Annotated in this window: 4 protein-coding genes; all 4 read right to left on the bottom strand. The window is 59.3% G+C overall.

Features of this window, described 5'->3' with window-relative positions:
- Positions 1-113: 113 nt before the first annotated feature.
- Entirely contained in the window at positions 114-1,193 is a 1,080-nt protein-coding gene (locus VM94_RS17805) for a tartrate dehydrogenase (protein WP_046684711.1), read from the bottom strand.
- Between the two features lie 38 nt (positions 1,194-1,231).
- Positions 1,232-2,722, bottom strand: coding sequence for a DUF3482 domain-containing protein (locus tag VM94_RS17800; RefSeq protein WP_046684710.1), 1,491 nt, complete (start codon positions 2,720-2,722; stop codon positions 1,232-1,234).
- Positions 2,719-4,197 carry a DUF2868 domain-containing protein gene (locus tag VM94_RS17795; protein WP_046684709.1) on the bottom strand — a complete coding sequence of 493 codons (1,479 nt, stop codon included), beginning with the start codon at positions 4,195-4,197 and terminating at the stop codon, positions 2,719-2,721. Before VM94_RS17795 ends, VM94_RS17800 begins: the two co-directional genes overlap by 4 nt.
- A 62-nt stretch (positions 4,198-4,259) precedes the next feature.
- A partial coding sequence (locus VM94_RS17790) for a hypothetical protein (RefSeq protein WP_235432944.1) occupies positions 4,260-5,064 on the bottom strand: 805 nt, incomplete at its 5' end.

Below are 5,064 nucleotides of genomic sequence, written 5' to 3'. Positions count from 1 at the left end.
TCAACTCCTTCTTTTACTACTCATCGCCGTTTCCGGTGATCCTCAAGTGCCGCATTTGACTGCGTCTCATTGGGGAGGCGAACTATAGCAAAGCCACCCACGGGCGGCAAGCTTTATTTCAGCAATTCAGCAACTGCCATGCCCACATTGGTCGTACTGGCGCTGCCACCCATGTCCGGCGTACGCGGGCCATGCTCGAGCACTTGTTCGATGGCGCGCAAAACCGCGTCATGCGCCGCCGTGTAATTGGCGTCGCCATTGCCGAGGAAGTCCAGCATCATGGCGCCCGACCAGATCATGCCGATCGGATTGGCGATATTCTGGCCATAGATATCGGGGGCGGAACCGTGTACCGGCTCGAAGACGGAAGGAAAAGTCCGCTCCGGATTGATATTGGCAGATGGTGCGATGGCAATCGTCCCCGTGCAGGCAGGGCCCAGGTCGGACAAGATATCGCCAAACAGATTCGAAGCGACCACCACGTCGAAGCGCTCGGGGCTCAATACAAAGCGGGCCGCCAGGATGTCGATATGGTATTTATCCCAGCGCACATCGGGGAAGCTCGGCCCCATCGCTTCTACCCGTTCATCCCAATATGGCATGCTGATGGCAATACCATTCGACTTGGTGGCCGATGTCAGGTGTTTTTTAGGCCGGCTTTGCGCCAGTTCGAATGCGTATTTCAATATCCGGTCGACGCCCTTGCGCGTAAACACGGATTCCTGCAGCACCGTTTCGCGCTCTGTTCCCTCGAACATGCGCCCGCCCACGGATGAATATTCTCCTTCCGTGTTTTCACGCATCACATAAAAGTCGATATCGCCCGGCTTTTTGTTCGCCAGCGGACACGGCACGCCCGGCATCAGACGCACAGGCCGCAAGTTGACGTATTCGTCGAACTCGCGCCGGAATTTTAATAAAGAGCCCCACAGCGAGATATGGTCAGGCACCTTGTCCGGCCAGCCCACCGCGCCAAAATAGATGGCGTCGAAATCCTTGAGCTGCGCAAACCAGTCCGAGGGCATCATTTGCCCGTGTTCCAGGTAATAGTCGCAATTGGCCCACTCCATGGTCGTGAACTGCAGGTCGATATTGAAACGACGGGCAGCCGCTTCAATTACACGCAAGCCCTCCGGCATGACTTCATTGCCAATGCCGTCACCGGCGATGACCGCGATTTTATGTGTGCTCATGGGAAACCCTGTTGGAAATAGGCGATGGAAGCCCGTATTTACATCTGCTGCGCCACGTCCGGGTACAGGCGCGCCAGCACATCGGCAGTGATCACCGTGATGATGGGCTGCACACGCTCGGCCGCCAGTTCATTTGATTTCTCGCGGCGCACGTCTTTCCACAACTCGGCCAATGCGCCTTCATGGCGCGCCACCGCCTGCTCGACTTCGTCTTGCCAGAAGGCCGGCGCTTCGCTTTCAACGAAATTGCCGCGGCCACGGCCAAAGTGCGCCACCGCCAGGTAACGCAGCACGCCCGCCACCACCAAGGTGCGCAGGAATGCATCCGTAAATTGCATCATGGGTTCATTGCGGTCAGTGCCGGAATTGAAACCCCAGGCTGCGCCCGCGAACGTCAGCGCACCAACCACGCCGCCAAGCAAGGCGCCCGTGCCCAAGGTCAGGCCGCCGGAAATCAGGTCGGCCGACAGGCCAGTCGCGGCACCCGAAATCATGGCGCCCAATAGCCCAGCTTGCGCCTTGTCGATCGGTGCGCGTACGGCGAAATTTTCCCGTATCCGACTATTGATCTTATGCGCATCGGTCGGGTCGAGTTTGTGCAAGATCAAAAGCTCACGCGTGGTGACACCGCTGTGCGTATTGAGCCGCGCCACCAGGCTGGCCATGGCCTTTTCCTGGCGTTGCTGTTCTGCATTTTTGCCGATGCCCACGACCTGCAAGGCCGATTTCAGCAAGCTCTTGGAGGCGGACTCGATGGCTTCGCGATCCTGCCCGGCCACCGCCAACTGCGTGGCCAGCAGGCGCATGGCCTGCCGGAAACGTGCCGTATTCTGCTCTTGCCAGGCAGCAAACAAACGCGCATAACCCGCTTGCTGCGATTGCGGCAACAATCTACCCACGGCTTCGTAAAACACGCGTTCATGCACCCAGCAGCGGGCAAAGGCATCGAGCGCCAGGACGTCGCGCACGATTGGATACTGCTGCAAATGCTCGCGCCAGCGTGCCTGCTCGCTGTGTTCCTCATTGCCAGGGCGCGGCGGCCCCATCTGATTGAGCAAGACCACCACGGGCTTATCGAGCCAGGCGAGGATTTTCATTTCCGCCGGCAAGTAGCCCGCATCCTTGGGATGCTCCGAGGAATTGACCAGGTACAGCACCACGTCGGCAGAGTCCTTGGCCGTGCGCAGCGCTTGCTGGCTGAGCCAGAATGGGCGGTCGCGATAACGGTCCAGCACCTCGCGCAGGAACCAGCCGATGGGATTGCCTGACTGGCCCAGGCGCTTGAGCAGGCGCACGGAGTCGCCAAAGCCGGGCGTATCCCACAATTGCAAGGCATCACCCTGCGGCGTGGCCAGCAGGGTATGCGATTCCGCAAACACGGTCACGTGGGCGGCGTCGCGCACTTCGCCGATGTCCACGCCCACCAAAGTGCGCGCCAAGGTCGTCTTGCCATTATTCGTGTGTGAAATCAGCGCAAACTGAATCTGCACCGCATCATCTTGCACATCTTTATTCACATTCACACTCATGCTGCTGCCGATACTTTCAAGCCGACACCTGCATCAAGCGGGTGCAAGGCAGGGTTGAGCAAATTGACCACGGTGGCCGTGGTTTTATGGAACTGGCAGAACTGCTGCCACAGGGCGACGCGCTCCACCAGGCGCGCACCGTTATCGACCTGCTCACCAGCGCGCTCCAGGTAGCTGGACTCGTCGATCAGGACGGCGATGCCGCGTGCCGACGATTGCACCAGGTAATCGAGGAAGGCGCCGTGATTTTCCTTTTCCGGCGTCGCCGTCAGATTGAACAGCACGGCCGTGATATTGACTTGCGGATCGTTCAAGTCCGTGCCGCGCAAGACGTCCTGCGGCTCTTCGCCATACGACGTCGATGGACGCAGCATCATGCGGCCCTGCTCGCCGAACAGCATGATGGACAGCTGCCCCAATCCCATGTGGCGTGCTTCATCGACAGTAAAGCTGTATGGCAAGACGCGCAGCATGCCGCCCGTGGCCACGCCGATGCTTTCATTGAGCTTGCGGAAATACGGTTGATCGAGATCCAGCGGAAAGTGCCTGGCCAGGTGCGCCGCGCGCCAGTTGTTGACCAGGGCCAGGATCAGGCGGGGGACGACGACCAGCAGGAAAATCGTTGCCGCATACAAATGCACCCAGCGGGCGCCGCCTTCGACGGTCGTCGTTTGCGGGAAGCGCAGCGCTTCGATTTCCGCCAGCGAAAAACCTTGCAAATGAAACAGGGCAATCGCCGGCGCAAACAGGGTTGAAAGCAGGCTGTGCACCTGGCCGGGATTCAAAAAGGTGCTTTCCCAGCCGGCCGCGTATTGCGACAGGAAACCGCGCGCATACAGCGAGGCAACGGCGCCGATGGCAAACATGGCAGCGCTCAGGTGGATGGTACGGCTCAGGCGCGCGGCCGTCAGCTTGGCGCTCAAGTGCGCCCATTCCCCCATGAAGCTGAGCAAGCCCGAAGACAAGGCGTGCGGAAGCTTGCGCGGCAGGGCCAGGCGGCCCACGCTCAGGTGGCGCACCAGTCCCGCTTTCGGCCAGCCGAGCGAGTGCGAGGGGATGCATAGCCAGATCAGCAAGCCCAGGTAGACCAGTACATTCCAGGCGATGATCAGCAGCAAGGGCGCCGACAGCAGATCGACGCGATGCGGATCCGTGATGCGGTCGAGCCCGGCTCCCAGCAGCAAGGCCAGCAGGGGCAAGGCCAGCGCCAGGGTTTTCATGCCGTTGCGACGCTTCGCGAAGGCAGCGAAGGCGGGGGTGCGCTCGGTGATGCGCTTGATGATCAACTCGGAACGCTGCTGCAGGAAATCGTCACCTGTCACTTCGGCCTGCTTACCCGAAGCTTGCCACTGCGCAAGCTCACGCGCACTACGGCTGGCATACATGCGGTCGTCCTCGCTGAGGACTTCTTTTTTCTGGTCGGCCGTCTCGATAGCACGGACCAATACCACTTCTCTCGCAATCTGCTCGTTCATGGTGCTCCTGTTTTTGTATGAAACGACAACTCGACAGGCAGATTGTGACGTACTTTTGTGTTTCAGGCCAACGCGTCCTCGGACCGGAACAAATGATGCAGCAGATATATGAGGAAAGAAGCGATCCAGGCAGACCACAATGTGTGCGTAAAGAATTGTGCACCTTGCAACTGCTGCTGCCAGCCTGCCGCCAAACCACACAGCAGCATGACGCCGGCGAACAGAAGCGCCGTGCGTGGTCGTCTTGGCAGGCAGAACAATGGCAAGGCCAACATCCACCAGGCAGTGTTTGCCTGGGTAGCGGGCAGGCATGCCATGGCAGATGCGCTGGCCGGCAACGTTTCCAGCAGGCGCGCGTACGGTTCCATTCCGCCATAGCGCAACAAATCCGTGGGACAAGGCACGTCGCTGAAGGAAAAGAGCCAATAGATGCTTAGCGGCACGAAGATAGCCGACAACGCCACCACGCGCAAGGCGCTGCGGCGTGATGCAAGCCAGGCCAGCGGATGCAAGGTGTCCCAGACGGCCAAGCCGATCAAAGCGACGCCAAGCAAGATCATGCCGAACTGGAAACTGCTTACCCACGCGCTGCCAGCACCGGCAAATTGCCCACGCGCCCCGTCGAACATACTGTCGGCGATCATGAGGTCGAGGTTGCTGTAATTGCCGATCCAGAGTATCAGCATGGCCGATAGCATCAGGACACTATCGATGCCTTTGGGAGTTTTGACGAGTTTAAGCTTGGCCAACATGGATGCACACGTTACATGATGAGAATGGAAGTCATCGTACAGTGTCAATATGAAGAGAACATGACGATGCCCGCCATGTACAACATGTGGTGATAAATGACAAAGGCAGCGCGCA

The sequence above is a fragment of the Janthinobacterium sp. KBS0711 genome, assembly GCF_000988085.1.
Classification (GTDB): Bacteria; Pseudomonadota; Gammaproteobacteria; order Burkholderiales; family Burkholderiaceae_D; genus Janthinobacterium; species Janthinobacterium lividum_E.
The sequence above is the reverse complement of the archived record's forward strand: the minus strand, read 5'-3'. Positions and strand labels throughout refer to the sequence as shown.